We start from the raw sequence: 15,381 nt of genomic DNA, 5'->3' as shown, positions 1-15,381 counted from the left end.
CCCAAAGGGCCGACGGTCTTCCATCCGCCACCGCGAGGCCAATAGTAGCACACACGGTCTGTTCTAAGTTACAAGGGGCCAAGCATGCAAGTGCGACGATGATGGGCTCACCTGACTGTCATCAACAATAGCCCCTACTGCCGGGTTGCCAATTGGCTGCCCGGCTCCAGCTTGAAACGCGGGAACAGGAAGACGCCCACCATGCTGCCGGCGTGCTTTCCTTCAGTACCGATCGATTCGCCGACGCAGAAGATCGGCTGGCGATGCCCGGAGCTGCCAAGCGCCGTGGTAGAATAGCAGAAGCTGGACGAGGCGGTTGCCGCCTGCTCGAACAGGTCGAGGATACGGGCGCGGTCATTGGCGTCGTAGCAATGCATCAGGCTCAGCAGGCCGCATTCCGACGAGGTCAGCCCATGCAGCATGGTGCTCCACTGGCCGAGCTTGATGATGCCGCTTGCCAGATCGCCGGTCCAACCTTCGGTGACGCAGAGCTGCGCTAGGAGATCGGGATCGTGACCGTCGAACTCCAGGGATCCTGGAGCAAAAGGTGCGGCAAGGCTGGCTTTGGCGATCTTGAACAAGGTGTTCCCCAACTTGAGACGCGGGTTCCCCTGCGCGCGCTTCAATCGAAATTCCATGCACTATCGGACGGAGCGGCGCTCCGCATATTGCCACAATTACGGGCTGGCGAAGCCTCCTCCGCGCCAAACCCGTCCGCGACAGGCGTACTTCCGGACCGCCAACTTAGTTCACCAAGTTAACTTAAGTAATAATCTAGCCGTATTATCTATCAAAAAGGTTACGATTATACTTGATTGCGCATCATGCGCCGAAATCAAGTAGAAATCGTGCTTTCAGCAGCAACCCCCACTCAAATCGCCGCGCTGCGATTTATAGGAGCTTTTCCGAAAACAGCAATGGGGCAAACTCTGTAAATTCCCACGGGTATGAAATCTTATATTGCAAGTATCGCAGGCAGTTTTATGTAAATGAAAAGGGCGGCCCGAGAGCCGCCCTTCGTCAATTCCGGATGCCGGATTGAACAGTCGTAATAAGGCTAAGGCCTTATTACATCATGTCCATTCCACCACTTCAGGCCGCTTGACGGCCTGAAGCACCAAAGATGCATGGGCGAAGCTTTATGGACATTCCTGTAATAGGCCAAAGGCCTATTACATCATGTCCATGCCGCCCATGCCGCCCATGCCGCCAGGCATGCCGCCAGGAGCGTCCTTCTTCGGCAGCTCGGCAATCATGGCTTCGGTGGTGATCAGCAGCGAAGCAACCGAAGCTGCGTTCTGCAGAGCCGTGCGGACAACCTTGACCGGGTCGACGATGCCCATGGCGATCATGTCGCCATATTCAGACGTCTGAGCGTTGTAGCCGTAGTTGTCTTCGTTCTTGTCGAGAACCTTGCCGACAACGATCGAAGCTTCGTCACCAGCGTTTTCAGCGATCTGGCGAACCAGAGCCTGCAGCGCACGACGAATGATGTTGATGCCGGCTTCCTGATCCTGGTTCTCACCCTTGACGGTGATCTTCGTGGAAGAGCGCAGCAGAGCAATACCACCGCCCGGTACGATACCTTCCTGAACAGCAGCGCGCGTTGCGTTCAGAGCGTCGTCGATACGGTCCTTCTTTTCCTTGACTTCGATTTCCGTCGAGCCGCCAACGCGGATAACGGCAACGCCGCCAGCGAGCTTGGCAAGACGTTCCTGCAGCTTTTCGCGGTCGTAGTCAGAGGTGGTTTCTTCGATCTGAGCCTTGATCTGGGCAACGCGGCCTTCGATGTCGGACTTCTGGCCAGCGCCGTCGACGATCGTCGTGTTTTCCTTGGAGATCGAAACCTTCTTGGAACGGCCGAGCATGTCGAGCGTAACCGACTCGAGCTTGATGCCGAGGTCTTCGGAGATGACAGTGCCGCCCGTGAGGATAGCGATGTCTTCCAGCATGGCCTTGCGGCGATCGCCGAAGCCAGGAGCCTTGACGGCAGCAATCTTCAGGCCGCCACGCAGCTTGTTGACGACGAGGGTCGCAAGAGCTTCGCCTTCGACGTCTTCAGCGATGATGAGGAGCGGCTTGCCGGTCTGAACGACAGCTTCGAGAACCGGAAGCATTGCCTGCAGGTTCGAGAGCTTCTTCTCGTGGAGCAGGATGAACGCGTCTTCGAGGTCGGCGATCATCTTTTCCGGGTTGGTCACGAAGTAGGGGCTGAGGTAGCCGCGGTCGAACTGCATGCCTTCGACGACTTCGAGTTCGGTTTCGGCGGTCTTGGCTTCTTCAACCGTGATGACGCCTTCGTTGCCGACCTTCTGCATGGCTTCAGCAATATCGAGACCGATCTGCTTTTCGCCGTTTGCCGAGATCGTGCCGACCTGTGCGACTTCTTCCGACGTGTTGATCTTCTTGGCCTTGGCCTGGAGATCCTTGACGACTTCAGAAACAGCAAGATCGATGCCGCGCTTCAGGTCCATTGGGTTCATGCCGGCTGCAACTGCCTTGGCGCCTTCGCGAACGATGGCCTGGGCGAGAACGGTTGCGGTCGTGGTGCCGTCGCCGGCGATGTCGTTGGTCTTCGAAGCAACTTCGCGGACCATCTGGGCGCCCATGTTTTCGAACTTGTCTTCGAGTTCGATTTCCTTGGCGACCGTGACGCCGTCCTTGGTGATGCGCGGAGCGCCGAAGGACTTGTCGATAACGACGTTACGACCCTTCGGGCCGAGCGTTACCTTGACTGCATCGGCGAGGATATCGACGCCACGAAGCATCTTTTCGCGGGCGTTGCGGCCGAATTTTACTTCTTTAGCTGCCATGTCTAAAAACTCCTGAATTCGCATTGTCCGGGTTTATGGCCCGTCAGCTGTATCGGAAAAGGGGAAACCGGCTGGATTAGCCGATGATGCCCATGATGTCGGCTTCCTTCATGATGAGAAGGTCTTCGCCGTCAAGCTTGACTTCGGTGCCCGACCACTTGCCGAACAGGATGCGGTCGCCGGCCTTGACGTCCAGCGGAATGACCTTGCCGGACTCGTCACGAGCGCCGGAGCCGACGGCGACGATTTCGCCTTCCTGCGGCTTTTCCTTAGCGGTATCGGGAATGATGATACCACCCTTGGTCTTTGCTTCGGACTCGACGCGACGAACGACGACGCGGTCATGAAGGGGGCGGAAATTGGTGCTTGCCATTGTCTAATCCCTCGATCAAATGACTTCACGGATCAGCGGGGGATCCGTATGGGGCTTGTTAGCACTCAGCCTCGGCGAGTGCTAGCGACGGAGATTTAGGGTTGGGCTCCAGACGAGTCAAGGACGCTTGTGACGAATTTTTTAGCAAAAAGCGTAGGTAGGGAGCGGTGACCGGCACGATCGGAGCGTCCACGCCGAGCGACATAACGCCTAAACCGGTCTTTTCTGAGGCTATACGCGTCTGGGCGCGCATCGGTTGTCTGAGCTTTGGCGGCCCTGCCGGGCAGATCGCGCTGATGCATCGCATTCTGGTCGATGAGAAGCGTTGGGTCGATGAGGAGCGCTTCCTGCATGCGCTGAGCTACTGCATGCTGCTGCCGGGACCGGAGGCGCAGCAGCTCGCCACCTATATTGGCTGGCTGCTGCATGGCTGGCGCGGCGGCCTGGTCGCGGGGCTCCTGTTCATCCTGCCGGGCTTTGTCGTCATCCTGGCGCTCTCGGCCTTCTATGCGCTGTTTCACGACACCAGCCTGCTGGCGACCGTCTTCTTCGGCATCAAGGCCGGCGTGCTGGCGATCGTGCTGCAGGCGCTGATCCGGCTGAGCAGCCGGGCGCTGAAGACGCGGTTTCACGTCGGCATCGCGATCGCCAGTTTCCTTCTGCTGTTCGTCTTCGACCTGCCGTTCCCGTTGGTGGTGCTTCTGGCCGGTCTTGCGGGCTATGGCCGGGTGCTCCACCGCGCTTACCGGGATGATCAATGGCGTCCGCGACTACCTCGGCTTGCCCTTGCCGGCATCGGCAAGAGCGCTCTGCGAAGTGTCCGTGTGCGAAAAACCCTTCTCACTCTTCTATGCTGGCTGGCGATCTGGCAGGCGCCGCTCTTGCTGATCCACGGCCTCGATGGTCCGAAGGATATCATCGCCGAAACCCTGAGCGGTGAAACCAACGTCTTCGGTGCCATCTTCTCTTTCTTTTCCCGGATGGCGGTCGTCACCTTCGGCGGCGCCTATGCGGTGCTGGCCTATGTGGCGCAGACGGCGGTGCAGCATTATGCGTGGCTGCGGCCGGGCGAGATGCTGGATGGGCTGGCGCTGGCGGAGACGACGCCGGGGCCGCTCGTGCTGGTCCTCTGTTTCGTCGGCTTCATGGCCGGCTTTCGCAATCCCTTCGGCTTCGATCCACTGACGGCGGGGTTCCTCGGCGCCAGTCTCGCGGCCTGGGCGACGTTTGCGCCGAGCTTCCTCTTCATCTTTGCCGGTGCCCCCTATATCGAGCGGCTGCGCGGTCATGCCGGCCTGTCGGCCGCTCTTGCGGCGATCACCGCGGCGATCGTCGGCGTCATGGCCAATCTGTCGCTCTGGTTCGGCCTGCATGTGCTCTTTGCCGATGTCGGCCGGTTGGTTATTTGGAGCCGCCGCGTCGGGGTCCAGGGTAGCGACTATGTCAATGTCCCGCTCGCCGGCGTCGCCTGGCCGGCCTGGACGACGATCGACATCTCGGCGCTGCTGCTTTTCACGCTCGCCGTCGTGCTGGTTTTCCGCCAGAAGGCGGGCGTGGCGACCGTGCTTGGTGTCTCCGCTTTGGCCGGCTGCCTGCTCCGCCTTGCCGGCTGAAGCGCATGCGGCGCTTGTGCAATGCAAAAACCTGCGCTGCGCTCTTGTAATTTGCCGGCCGGTTTGCGATGTCAGCCCGTGATTTCTTTGAGTGCGAGGACTGCATGGGCAAGCGTATCGAAAGCTTTCGCGAGATCGGCGGACATTATGATGTCGCGCTCTGCGATGTCTGGGGTGTGCTGCACAATGGCGTCTCCGCCTATCCGGACGCGCCGGCCGCGCTCGAGGCGGCACGCGGCGCGGGCCTGACCGTCGTCCTCATCACCAATTCCCCCCGCGTGGCACCCAAGGTGGTCGAGCAGTTGCGCCAGATCGGCATTCCCGACAGCGCCTATGACCGCATCGTCACCTCCGGCGACGTCACCCGCCGGCTGATTGCCGAAGGCCCGAAGAAGGTTTTCCTGCTCGGACCCGAGCGCGACACCGGCATTCTCGAGGGACTGGATGTGGTGCGCGTCGAGGCGGCGGAGGCTGAGAGCATCGTCTGCACCGGCTTCTTCGATGACGAGACCGAGACGCCCGACGATTACACCGACATGCTGACGGCCTGGGCGGCCCGCAAGATGCCGTTGATCTGCGCCAATCCCGACCTCGTGGTCGAGCGCGGCCACCGCATGATCCCCTGCGCCGGCGCCATGGCCGCCTATTACGACCGGCTCGGCGGCGAGACGCGGATTGCCGGCAAGCCGCATCAGCCGATTTATGACGCTTCGATCGCAGCCGCCCGCGAAGTGCGTGGCGAATTCCCGCTGTCGCGCGTCGTCGCCATCGGCGATGGCATGCCGACCGACGTGCGCGGCGCTCTCGATTACGGTCTCGATCTTCTTTATATCAGCCATGGCATCCATGCCCGCGAATATGTCGTCGACGGTCACACCGACGAGGCAGCGCTTGGCGCCTTCCTGGCGCGCGAACAGGCGTCGCCGAAGTGGTGGATGCCGCGCCTTGTCTGAGGAGAGTGGTAGCCGATGACCGTTTTCCATCGCAACGAAACCCGTGAGCCGCTGCCCGACACTCTGAAGGGCGGCGTCATCGCCATCGGCAATTTCGACGGCGTGCATCGCGGCCACCAATCCGTGCTCGAGCGCGCGCTGGAGATCGCCCGGGAGCGCGGCGTGCCGGCGCTGGTGCTCACCTTCGAGCCGCATCCCCGCACCGTCTTCAAACCCGATCATCCGGTTTTCCGCGTGACGCCCGCTCCGCTGAAGGCGCGCCTCCTCGAGGCGATGGGGTTCAATGCGGTCATCGAATATCCCTTCGACCGGGCCTTTTCGCAGCGCTCCGCCGATGAGTTCGTCCATTCGATCCTGATCGACTGGCTGCATGCCTCCGAAGTCGTCACCGGCTTCGATTTCCATTTCGGTCATGACCGCCAGGGCGGCCCCGCTTTCCTGATGAATGCCGGCAGCAAGCATGGTTTCGGCGTGACGCTGATCGACGCTTTCCGCGATGAAAATACCGATGTGGTCTCGTCGAGCCGAATCCGGACGTTGCTCACCGAAGGGGAGGTGGCCGAGGCCGCCGGTCTGCTCGGCTATCGCTATACGGTCGAGGCCGAAGTGATCGGCGGCGAACAGCTCGGCCGCACGCTCGGTTTCCCCACAGCGAACATGCGGCTACCGCCGGAAGTGGAGCTGAAACCCGGCATCTACGCCGTGCGTTTCCGCGCCGCCGATGGCGTCATCCGCGATGCCGTCGCCAGCTACGGCCGGCGTCCGACCGTCACCGACAATGGCGCGCCGCTGCTCGAAACCTTCGTCTTCGACTTCAGCGGCGATCTCTATGGCCAGATCTGTTCCGTCTCCTTCTTCGGCTATCTCCGCCCCGAACTGAAGTTCGACGGCCTCGATCCGCTGGTGGCGCAGATCAGGAAGGATGAGGAAGAGGCGAGGGCATTGCTCGCCGGCGTCCGGCCGCTCGGCGACATCGACCGGGCCATCGCCTTTTCCTGATGTTGCGCAAGGGGTTGGGTGGGTAGGGTTTTCCGCGCCGCAGCACCTTTTTGCCTTGAGCCAACCGTCATCGTTTTCCGCCCTTTGTCATTGCCCGTGCGGTTTGGCTCAACGCTCGATTTCCCCTGAGCCTATGGCTGGCTGTTGAATTCGTGTCCGACACGGGTCATGGTTCGTGGCCGGTTCTTGGGAGGGACAATCGTTGACACTGCGCCATCAGATCATCGCGCTTGCGCTCGTACCTCTCGTTTTTTCGATCCTGGCTATTACCGCCTTCATTACCTGGCAATCGGCCAATCTCACCAAGAGCAATATCGAGACGTTCGAACAGAACATGCTGAAGGCGAAGGAGGCGGAAATAGTCAACCTTACAAACCTCGCCGTGTCGGCCATCCAGGTGATCTATCGGGATGCAAAGCCGGATGACCAGGCCGCGAAGGACAAGGTTGCGGCGATCCTGACGTCACTTGACTACGGCGCGGACGGATATTTTTTCGTCTATGATTATGACGGCAACAATGTCGTTCACCCGCGCGAGGGTTTTCGCAACGGGCGCAATTGGCTCGATTTGACCGATCCCGATGGTGACAAGGTCATCGCCGAACTCATCAAGACGGCAAAAGGGGGCGGTGGCCTGCACCAGTACAAATGGGAGAAGCCTTCCAGTGGCCGAATGGCCGACAAACTGTCATTTGTGGTCAGCCTTGACAAATGGCACTGGGTTGTCGGAACCGGCGTCTATCTGGACGATATTTTCACCCAGACTGCGGCGGCCAATGCCGGCATGCGGGCCAACATAAAAGGAACCTTCATCGTCGTCACGCTGATTGCCGTTCCGGCCGTTCTGGTCGTTTTCACGACCTGCATGTTGCTGACGTTTCGCGAGCGGCGCATGGCCGATAGCCGGCTCAAGGAGTTGACGCAAAGAGTGATCGATACCCAGGAGGAGGAACGCGCACGTCTTGCCCGCGAATTGCACGATGGTGTGTCGCAGAATCTCCTCGGAGTGCGCTACGTCATGGATCTCGCCAGCCGCAAGGTCAGAAACCAGGTTGACGATGCCGCCACGACGATCGAGAAGGGTGTGGATGCCCTCAACAGCGCGATCAAGGACATCAGGCGGCTTTCGCATGATCTTCGCCCCCGAGTGCTCGATGATCTCGGCTTAACGGCGGCACTGACCGCGCTCGCGGACAATTTCGCCGAGCGGACCAGGATCGCAACGGAGATCGAATCCGCGGGCTTCACCAGTATATTGAAGCCCGAAGCCAGTACCGCGCTCTATCGTGTCGCGCAGGAGGCCTTGAACAATGTCGAACGCCATTCCGGCGCGACGCTTCTGGCGATCAAGCTTTGGAGCGAGCGGGGACGTGCACGCTTGAGGATTTCGGACAATGGCACGGGCTTTGAGGCCGCGGGAGAAGGTAAGGGAGGACTTGGGCTGCGGAACATGCAGGAGCGGATGGCGCATTTCCATGGTCTGCTTCTCGTTCAAAGCGCGGCTGATGGCACGACGCTGACGGCGATGCTGCCGAAATCGGCCAATGCTGCGCCGGGCGCAAGGGTGGATGCTGCATGACAAGAGACAGGATCAGCGTTCTCCTGATCGACAATCATCCCGTGGTGCTCGATGGACTGAAAGCGGTGCTCGAGACCTTTGATCATATCGAGGTGGTTGGTACGGCAAGCCTTGCGCAAATCGGCTTAGAGATAGCGCGACAGAAGCGCCCGCAAGTGACTCTGATGGATATCAACATGCCGAAGCTCAGCGGTATCGATGCGATCGAACTCTTTCGCCGCGAGCTCCCGGATACGCAGATCGTGATGCTATCCATGCACGATAGCCGCGAATACATCTCGTCGTCGATCATGCACGGTGCCGTCGGATATATTCTCAAGGATGTGTCGACGGACGAAGTCGTCTGCGCGATTGAGACCGTGGCGAATGGCGGAACCTATTTTTCCTCGGGTGTTCGCGACATATTGATGGCGGACGAGGCACGAACGGAAGCCGACCCTCTGACGCCGCGCGAGCGGCACATTCTGGGTTTGATTGTCACCGGCAGGAGCAATCGCGAGATTGCCGAGGAACTGGGGATTACGCCCGCGACAGCCGAAACGCATCGCAAGAATTTAAAAAGGAAGCTCGGCATCACAACGACAGCCGGGCTGATCCGCTACGCCCTTGACCACGGGATCGCGACGAGAGCGATCTAGCGCCCGTCTACCCACTTATGGGTAGGTCTCGGTACTTCGCGTGTGCGGCTATCTTGTTCAGGCGGCAGGCTCGCCCTAGGACTTCAGCAGCGGCTGGCCGATGGCGGTCGCTGGGAGGAATTTACACCCGTCAGTCCGTTTCCGCATAGCCAGAAGCACATTGGCTTCGGGCCGCTAGTATTTCATACTGCGATCACGGCCCGACGCACCGCCTTCCACTCTGACAACTGCAACGAGGCGGCGCCTGCGCGCCGCTTGGGAGGTATCGGAAATGGATAAACGCTTTGGGACGGCAGCCTGCTGGCTGCTTGTCATTCCCTATATTGGCTTGCTCTGGGTCCCCTTTTACAACGCTCACGATCCGGTTCTCTTCGGTTTCCCCTTCTTCTATTGGTACCAGCTCGCCTGGGTGCCGATCACCGCTTTCCTGACCTGGATCGCCTACCGGAGCATGCGCCATGATGACTGATATCGACCCGACGGCACTTGCCGTCTTCATCTTTTTCATGGTGCTGGTAACCGTCATGGGCTTTGTCGCCGCGCGCTGGCGCAGGCCGAAGACCCTTGCCCATATCGACGAATGGGGCCTTGGCGGCCGCAGCTTCGGCACCTGGATCACCTGGTTCCTCGTCGGTGGCGATTTTTATACCGCCTATACCGTGATTGCCGTCCCGGCCCTGGTCTACACGGTCGGTGCCTACGGCTTCTTCGCGCTGCCCTATACGATCGTCGTCTATCCCTTCGTCTTCATGGTGATGCCGCTTCTCTGGAGGCGCGCCAAGGATCATGGCTACGTCACGGCTGGCGATGTCGTGCATGGCCAATATGGCTCGCGGGCACTCGAACTGGCGGTTGCCGCCACCGGCGTCATCGCCACCATGCCCTATATCGCCCTGCAGCTCGTCGGCATGACGGCGGTGTTCAAGGCGCTGGGGCTTCATGGCGAATTCCCGCTCGCCGTCGCCTTCATCATCCTGGCGCTCTATACCTATTCGGCCGGCCTTCGCGCCCCGGCGCTGATCGCCTTCGTCAAGGACATCATGATCTATATCGTGGTGATCGCGGCCATTGCGCTCATCCCGGCCAAGCTCGGCGGCTACGCCAACGTCTTCGCCTCCGCCGATGCGGCTTTCCAGGCCAAGGGGGCTGGCAGCCTGGTGCTCGGTGGCAACCAGTATGTCGCCTATGCGACGCTGGCGCTCGGTTCGGCGCTTGCAGCCTTCATGTATCCGCACACGCTGACCGGCATTTTCGCCTCCAACAGCGGCAACACCATCCGCAAGAATGCCGTGATGCTGCCGGCCTATACGCTGCTGCTCGGCCTGCTGGCCCTGCTCGGCTATATGGGCCATGCGGCCAATCTGAAGCTGGATAGCCCCAATGATGTCGTGCCGGCGCTGTTCCAGTCGTTGTTCTCCAGCTGGTTTGCCGGTTTCGCCTTCGCGGCCATCGCCATCGGCGCGCTGGTGCCGGCGGCCGTGATGAGCATTGGCGCCGCCAACCTCTTCACCCGCAACTTCTGGAAGGCTTACGTCAATCCGCAGGTCTCCGATGCCGGCGAGGCGAAGGTCGCCAAGATGACCTCACTCGTCGTCAAGGTTGGTGCGCTTCTGGTCATCATCTTTCTGCCGACGCAGTTCGCGCTCGACCTGCAGCTTCTGGGGGGAATCTGGATCCTGCAGACGCTGCCGGCGCTGGTCTTCGGCCTCTATACCAAGTGGTTCCGGGCGCCTGCTCTGCTTGCCGGCTGGGTCGTCGGCTTCTTCGGCGGCACCTATCTCGTCTGGGATGCCGGTTGGAAGCCGCTGCATATGATCGCTCTCGGAGATACGAGCTTCACCGTCTACACGGGACTGCTGGCGCTTGCCGCCAATATCGTCGTGTCGGTGATCCTCAATGCGGTCATGCCGGCGCGGGCGACGGTACGCGCCTGATCGGACCGGCTCCTCAATCAGCCGCGGGTGGAAACGCCCGCGGCTTTTCTGTGCCTTGTGGCGGTGGATTCCTCTTCCTTTCCGCTCAAAAAGCGCTTATGAACCGCCCATTATGACCCAATTTCGGCTGAGCCCATCGATACGAATTATTGGCCCGGCCTTCCGCGCGCTTTAAGCTGCCGGAAGGTCCGGGTTCTTGGCGCCCGTTCCCGAGGCGCTACCGCCGCCGAAAAAATCCCCCTATGGCTGCGCCTTCTTGGCGCGATATGCCCGAGACGCCGAGGCAATTGTCAGAACCATGACCGATACCACTGAAAAACTCGACTATTCGAAGACCCTCTACCTGCCTGAGACCGATTTCCCGATGCGCGCCGGCTTGCCGCAGAAGGAGCCGGAGCTGGTCAAGCGCTGGCAGGAGATGGACCTCTACAAGGTGCTGCGCGCGTCGGCTGCCGGCCGCGAGAAATTCGTGCTGCATGACGGCCCGCCCTATGCCAACGGCAACATCCACATCGGCCATGCGCTGAATAAGATCCTCAAGGACGTCATCACCCGCTCGTTCCAGATGCGCGGCTATGATAGCAACTACGTTCCGGGCTGGGATTGCCACGGCCTGCCGATCGAATGGAAGATCGAGGAAAAATACCGCGAGAAGGGCAAGAACAAGGACGAGGTTCCGGTCAACGAATTCCGCCAGGAATGCCGCGACTTCGCCGCCGGCTGGATCAAGATCCAGGCCGATGAGTTCAAGCGTCTCGGTATCGTCGGCGATTTCGATAATCCGTACTTGACGATGAACTTCCACGCCGAATCCCGCATCGCCGGCGAGTTGCTGAAGATCGCCAAGACCGGTCAGCTGTATCGTGGTTCGAAGCCGGTCATGTGGTCGGTGGTCGAGCGCACGGCGCTGGCGGAAGCCGAAGTCGAATATGCCGATGTCGAGAGCGACATGATCTGGGTGAAGTTCCCGGTCGTGGAGGGTCCGGCGGCGCTTGCCGGCGCCTTCGTCGTCATCTGGACCACGACCCCCTGGACGATCCCCGGCAACCGGGCGATCGCCTATTCGTCGCGGGTGTCCTACGGCCTTTACGAAGTAACGGAAGCCGTCAATGATTTCGGCCCGCGCCCCGGCGAAAAGCTGGTCTTCGCCGACAAGCTCGCCGAAGAAGGCTTCGCCAAGGCGAAGCTGCAATACAAGCGCCTGCGCGACGTGACTACCGAAGACTTCGGCGCGACCGTCTGCGCCCATCCGCTGGCTTCGCTCGGCTACGACTTCAAGGTTCCCCTGCTTGACGGCGACCATGTCACCGACGATGCCGGCACCGGCTTCGTGCACACAGCACCCAGCCACGGCCGCGAGGACTTTGATGTCTGGATGGCCAATGCCCGCGCGCTGGAAGCCCGGGGGATCTCGCCGCGCATCCCGTTCCCGGTCGATGACGCCGGCTTCTACACCACTGACGCCCCCGGCTTCGACGGCGGCCGCGTCATGGACGACAACGGCAAGAAGGGCAATGCCAACGATCTGGTTATCAAGGCCCTGATCGAGACGGGCACGCTCTTCGCCCGCGGACGCATGAAGCATTCCTATCCGCATTCCTGGCGCTCGAAGAAGCCGGTGATCTTCCGCAACACGCCGCAATGGTTCGTCTATATGGACAAGGACCTTGCGGACGGCACGACGCTGCGCTCGCGCGCCCTGAAGGCGATCGACGATACCCGCTTCGTGCCCGCCACCGGCCAGAACCGCCTGCGCGCCATGATCGAGCAGCGCCCGGATTGGGTGCTCTCGCGCCAGCGCGCCTGGGGCGTTCCGATCGCGATCTTCGTCGATGATGACGGCGAGATCCTGCAGGATGATGCCGTCAACGCCCGCATCCTGGAAGCTTTCGATGCCGAAGGGGCCGATGCCTGGTTTGCCGAAGGCGCGCGCGAGCGCTTCCTGGGCGAAAAGGCCAACGAGCCATGGACGCAGGTCATGGATATCCTTGACGTCTGGTTCGATTCGGGCTCGACCCACACATTCACGCTGGAAGACCGCCCGGACCTGAAATGGCCTGCCGATCTCTACCTCGAAGGCTCCGACCAGCATCGCGGCTGGTTCCACTCGTCGCTGCTCGAAAGCGCGGCGACGCGTGGCCGCGCACCTTACGATGCCGTCCTAACCCATGGTTTCACCATGGACGAGAAGGGCGAGAAGATGTCGAAGTCCAAGGGCAACGTCACGTCGCCCCAGGAAGTGATGAAGGACGCCGGCGCCGATATCCTGCGTCTCTGGGTCATGACATCGGACTATGCGGAAGACCTGCGCGTCGGCAAAGCCATCATCCAGACCAATGTCGATGCCTATCGCAAGCTGCGCAATACTATCCGCTGGATGCTCGGCACGCTGGCGCACGACAAGGGCGAAGTGATTGCCTACGCCGATATGCCGGAGCTGGAACAGCTGATGCTGCACCGTCTCGCCGAGCTGAACGAACTCGTGCGCGAAAGCTACGACGCCTTCGACTTCAAGCGCATCGCCCGAGCCCTCATCGATTTCTCGAATGTCGAGCTTTCGGCCTTCTATTTCGATGTTCGCAAGGATGCGCTCTATTGCGACGCCCCGTCGAGCCTGCGCCGCCGCGCGGCCCTTGCCGTCATCCGCACGATCTTCGATTGCATGGTGACCTGGCTTGCGCCGATGCTGCCGTTCACGACGGAAGAAGCGTGGCTGTCGCGCAATCCGTCGGCGGTCTCCGTGCATCTCGAACAGTTCCCCGTCGTTTCCGCCGAATGGAAGAACGAGGCGCTGGCCGAGAAGTGGAAGAAGATCCGCGCCGTGCGCAGCGCCGTCACCGGTGCTCTGGAAATCGAGCGCAAGGACAAGCGCATCGGCTCCTCGCTGGAAGCTGCTCCCGTTGTCTACGTCGCCGATCCGGAGCTCCTGAAGGCGCTGGAAGGGCAGGATCTGGCCGAGATCTGCATCACCTCCGGCATCACCGTCAATGCTGGCGAAGGGCCTGCCGATGCCTTCCGTCTGGATGACGCCGCCAAGGTAAGCGTCGTGCCGGCGCTGGCCGAAGGCCGCAAATGTGCCCGTTCCTGGCGCATCACCACCGATGTCGGGTCCGATTCGCAATATCCCGACGTCTCCGCGCGTGACGCCGCGGCCCTGCGCGAGCTGGCGGCCGTCAACTGAAGAAAATTGCCGGGTGAATTGCCTTCGAGGCGTTCATCCGGTAAAAGCTGCCTGAAAATGGCCCGATTTTTGCGGCAGTTGGCATGAATTGGGGTCTGCGATAGTTGCACCGGCATGGCTGGGAAGGGTTTTCATGAGAGCGATGCATAAGGTTCGTGTTGGCGTCAGCTTGGCGGCACTCGTGGTTGGCTGCGGTCTGATGTCCGGCTGCTTGAGCAGCCCGAGCTACGGCACGGACAAGACCGCCGGCGTGCAGCTCTTGGACGACCTCGGCGACATCGCCTCTGTTTCGGCGGCTACGCCGAAGGACAAGGGTGTTGTTTATCCGAACCGCCCCGGCCTGGTTCTCCCCGCTGCAAACCAGAGGGAAGCCTTGACCGCGCCGCAGCAGACGCTGGCGAGCAAGGATAACCCGGCCTGGCTCGAATCGCCGGAAGACGCGCGCAAGCGCCTGGCTGAAGAAGCCGACCAGAACAAGAACGACGTCAATTATCGCTCTCCGCTCGCTCAGGCCGACAGCGGCCGCAACCGCAAGACGGAAGTAGAGCAGACGGCAGCCTATCGCGCCGCGCGCCAGGATCAGGCCGGCACCTACGATCAGCGCCGTTATCTGATCGACCCGCCGCAGCAATATCGCCAGGTTTCCGACCCGGCTGCGCTGAGCGATGTCGGCACGCCCGAAAGCAAGAAGGAAAAGCAGCGCAAGAAGGACGCCGAGGCGGCGCAGCAGTCCAACAGCAGCAGCTGGTGGAAGCCGTTCCAATAAGTCTTTCCGAGCATGAAGCGGCGGCCTGAACCGCCGCTTTTTTAGTCTTCCTGCCGTTTCAGCTGGAAGAATTCCCTGAGAATGTCGGCCGCATCCCGTTCGGCAATGCCCGAATAGACCTCCGGCGCGTGATGGCAGGTCGGCTGGCGGTAGAAGCGCACGCCATTGTCCACCCCGCCACCCTTCGGATCTTCCGCGCCGTAGTAAAGGCGGCGGATGCGGGCAAATGAGATGGCCGCGGCGCACATGGTGCAGGGCTCCAGCGTCACATAGAGATCGGCGCCCGTCAGGCGTTCCTGGCCGAGCGCCTCGCAGGCGATGCGGATTGCGGCGATTTCGGCATGGGCGGTGACGTCGTTGAGCTCGCGGGTGCGGTTGCCGGCCTTGGCGATAACGGCATTGTCGAGCACGAGGACGGCACCGATCGGCACTTCACCACGCGCTCCGGCGCTCCGTGCTTCGGCGAGCGCCAGCTTCATGAAGTGATTTGTATTCGCCATTTAAGATTTTCCACTTAACCGCAGGGGCGTGA

At 61.0% G+C, this 15,381-nt stretch carries 13 protein-coding genes; 9 read left to right on the top strand and 4 right to left on the bottom strand.

Annotation, left to right across the window (positions count from 1 at the left end; genetic code table 11):
- Nucleotides 1-134 precede the first annotated feature (134 nt).
- From AC1RO0_RS30140 to groES, 3 genes are all read right to left on the bottom strand, one after another.
- Nucleotides 135-638: a hypothetical protein gene (locus AC1RO0_RS30140; protein ID WP_498596193.1), complete on the bottom strand. Its 504-nt coding sequence runs from the start codon at nucleotides 636-638 to the stop codon at nucleotides 135-137.
- A 534-nt stretch (nucleotides 639-1,172) separates the two neighbouring features.
- Nucleotides 1,173-2,813: a chaperonin GroEL gene (gene groL / locus AC1RO0_RS30135; RefSeq protein ID WP_371110702.1), complete on the bottom strand. Its 1,641-nt coding sequence runs from the start codon at nucleotides 2,811-2,813 to the stop codon at nucleotides 1,173-1,175.
- A gap of 76 nt (nucleotides 2,814-2,889) precedes the next feature.
- A complete protein-coding gene (groES, locus tag AC1RO0_RS30130) occupies nucleotides 2,890-3,186 on the bottom strand; it encodes a co-chaperone GroES (protein ID WP_368510427.1) in 297 nt (98 codons plus the stop codon).
- A gap of 167 nt (nucleotides 3,187-3,353) precedes the next feature.
- Here groES and chrA point away from each other — a divergent pair, with 167 nt between their 5' ends.
- The 9 genes from chrA (at nucleotide 3,354) to AC1RO0_RS30085 (ending at nucleotide 14,849) form a co-directional block, all read left to right on the top strand.
- Entirely contained in the window at nucleotides 3,354-4,799 is a 1,446-nt protein-coding gene (chrA, locus tag AC1RO0_RS30125; RefSeq protein WP_498596192.1) for a chromate efflux transporter, read from the top strand.
- Between the two features lie 104 nt (nucleotides 4,800-4,903).
- Nucleotides 4,904-5,752, top strand: coding sequence for a TIGR01459 family HAD-type hydrolase (locus tag AC1RO0_RS30120; RefSeq protein ID WP_498596191.1), 849 nt, complete (start codon nucleotides 4,904-4,906; stop codon nucleotides 5,750-5,752).
- Between the two features lie 15 nt (nucleotides 5,753-5,767).
- Nucleotides 5,768-6,751, top strand: a complete 984-nt coding sequence (locus AC1RO0_RS30115) for a bifunctional riboflavin kinase/FAD synthetase (RefSeq protein WP_498596190.1) — start codon at nucleotides 5,768-5,770, stop codon at nucleotides 6,749-6,751.
- Nucleotides 6,752-6,953: 202 nt separating this feature from the next.
- A complete protein-coding gene (mctS, locus tag AC1RO0_RS30110) occupies nucleotides 6,954-8,330 on the top strand; it encodes a two-component system sensor histidine kinase MctS (protein WP_498596189.1) in 1,377 nt (458 codons plus the stop codon).
- Nucleotides 8,327-8,968, top strand: a complete 642-nt coding sequence (gene mctR / locus AC1RO0_RS30105) for a two-component system response regulator MctR (protein ID WP_498596188.1) — start codon at nucleotides 8,327-8,329, stop codon at nucleotides 8,966-8,968. Before mctS ends, mctR begins: the two co-directional genes overlap by 4 nt.
- Before the next feature lie 271 nt (nucleotides 8,969-9,239).
- Nucleotides 9,240-9,437: a DUF3311 domain-containing protein gene (locus AC1RO0_RS30100; protein WP_183691596.1), complete on the top strand. Its 198-nt coding sequence runs from the start codon at nucleotides 9,240-9,242 to the stop codon at nucleotides 9,435-9,437.
- Nucleotides 9,427-10,902 carry a monocarboxylate uptake permease MctP gene (gene mctP / locus AC1RO0_RS30095; RefSeq protein WP_498596187.1) on the top strand — a complete coding sequence of 492 codons (1,476 nt, stop codon included), beginning with the start codon at nucleotides 9,427-9,429 and terminating at the stop codon, nucleotides 10,900-10,902. The genes AC1RO0_RS30100 and mctP overlap by 11 nt, the downstream gene beginning before the upstream one ends.
- A 298-nt stretch (nucleotides 10,903-11,200) precedes the next feature.
- Entirely contained in the window at nucleotides 11,201-14,083 is a 2,883-nt protein-coding gene (ileS, locus tag AC1RO0_RS30090; protein WP_498596186.1) for an isoleucine--tRNA ligase, read from the top strand.
- Between the two features lie 133 nt (nucleotides 14,084-14,216).
- On the top strand, nucleotides 14,217-14,849 hold the full coding sequence (locus tag AC1RO0_RS30085) for a hypothetical protein (RefSeq protein WP_498596185.1): 633 nt from the start codon (nucleotides 14,217-14,219) through the stop codon (nucleotides 14,847-14,849).
- A 41-nt stretch (nucleotides 14,850-14,890) separates the two neighbouring features.
- Here the strand turns inward: AC1RO0_RS30085 and AC1RO0_RS30080 are convergent, their stop codons facing one another.
- Nucleotides 14,891-15,349 (bottom strand): nucleoside deaminase, encoded by a 459-nt coding sequence (locus AC1RO0_RS30080; protein WP_007699793.1) that lies wholly within the window; start codon nucleotides 15,347-15,349, stop codon nucleotides 14,891-14,893.
- Between the last annotated feature and the right edge of the window lie 32 nt (nucleotides 15,350-15,381).

The sequence above is a fragment of the Rhizobium sp. GW821-FHT14E12 genome, assembly GCF_058803745.1.
The sequence above is the reverse complement of the archived record's forward strand: the minus strand, read 5'-3'. Positions and strand labels throughout refer to the sequence as shown.

Bases quoted from the DNA above. Each gene is read 5' to 3' on its own strand.
- AC1RO0_RS30140 (WP_498596193.1), bottom strand. From the start codon at position 638: ATGGAATTTCGATTGAAGCGCGCGCAGGGGAACCCGCGTCTCAAGTTG.
- groL (WP_371110702.1), bottom strand. From the start codon at position 2,813: ATGGCAGCTAAAGAAGTAAAATTCGGCCGCAACGCCCGCGAAAAGATG.
- groES (WP_368510427.1), bottom strand. From the start codon at position 3,186: ATGGCAAGCACCAATTTCCGCCCCCTTCATGACCGCGTCGTCGTTCGT.
- mctR (WP_498596188.1), top strand. From the start codon at position 8,327: ATGACAAGAGACAGGATCAGCGTTCTCCTGATCGACAATCATCCCGTG.
- AC1RO0_RS30085 (WP_498596185.1), top strand. From the start codon at position 14,217: ATGAGAGCGATGCATAAGGTTCGTGTTGGCGTCAGCTTGGCGGCACTC.
- mctP (WP_498596187.1), top strand. From the start codon at position 9,427: ATGATGACTGATATCGACCCGACGGCACTTGCCGTCTTCATCTTTTTC.
- AC1RO0_RS30100 (WP_183691596.1), top strand. From the start codon at position 9,240: ATGGATAAACGCTTTGGGACGGCAGCCTGCTGGCTGCTTGTCATTCCC.
- ileS (WP_498596186.1), top strand. From the start codon at position 11,201: ATGACCGATACCACTGAAAAACTCGACTATTCGAAGACCCTCTACCTG.
- AC1RO0_RS30120 (WP_498596191.1), top strand. From the start codon at position 4,904: ATGGGCAAGCGTATCGAAAGCTTTCGCGAGATCGGCGGACATTATGAT.
- AC1RO0_RS30080 (WP_007699793.1), bottom strand. From the start codon at position 15,349: ATGGCGAATACAAATCACTTCATGAAGCTGGCGCTCGCCGAAGCACGG.
- AC1RO0_RS30115 (WP_498596190.1), top strand. From the start codon at position 5,768: ATGACCGTTTTCCATCGCAACGAAACCCGTGAGCCGCTGCCCGACACT.